This is a genomic window from Serratia sp. HNCC26DJ206, assembly GCF_057180605.1.
Map to the genome: position 1 here is coordinate 1 of NZ_JBXUGP010000123.1, position 757 is coordinate 757.

At 61.8% G+C, this 757-nt stretch carries 1 protein-coding gene; it reads right to left on the reverse strand.

Translation table 11 applies throughout. The features are described 5' to 3' along the window. The coding region (locus tag AC2A1E_RS24225) for a CHC2 zinc finger domain-containing protein (RefSeq protein WP_484385878.1) at nt 1–757 on the reverse strand (757 nt) is incomplete at both ends.

Consider the following 757-nt stretch of genomic DNA (forward strand, 5'->3'; position numbering starts at 1 on the left):
GGCGATCACGTTGCGGAACCCGGCACACCAGAAGGTCATGGCGTCGATCAGCGCTTCGCACAGGATCACTTCCGGGGAGGCTTTCAGCGCCGGTTCATTCCACACCCCGACCAGCGGCGACGGTAGATACAGGTGTTTGGGATTACCCTTGATGATCTTGTAATCCGGTTGGGTGCGACGGCCATACAGTTGCAGCACCCGGCCACGGCTGGCAACGTTCGCCGACTCCGCCCAGCCGATCACCGGCATTACCACGCAGCCCCGGAAGTGATCCTGACGCGTAGCCTCGCGCAAGATCCCTACCTGCGCCAGCCGTTCCCGCAGCCGCTGACCGTCTTTGCTGTTTTTCGAGGGCAACACCCCGGCACTGCCGCCGATACCGTGATTACCCGCGAACCCCAGCCGGAAGTGGCTCACCAGTTCAGGGTGATCCAGCCCGCGGCTGGCCAGCCATTCTTGCGCCTCCGGGGACGCCAGCAACTGCTGATGATAGAAGTCGATCACCTGGTTAAGCAGCGCCTGGCCATCATCATCCAGATCGGCCAGTTTGGGACGCACCACAGGCGGCGAAGCAGGAGAAGGGGCTACGGCCTTCACTGCAGCGACAGTAAACGGCGACAGCCCCGCCAGCTCTTTTAGCCGCAGCAGCCCACTCAGGAAGTCCAGATATTCGGTTTTCATCAACCAGTCCAGCACCGATCCCGCTGCGCCGCAGCCGAAGCAGTGATACAGGTTCTTGTCAGGCGAGATCACACAG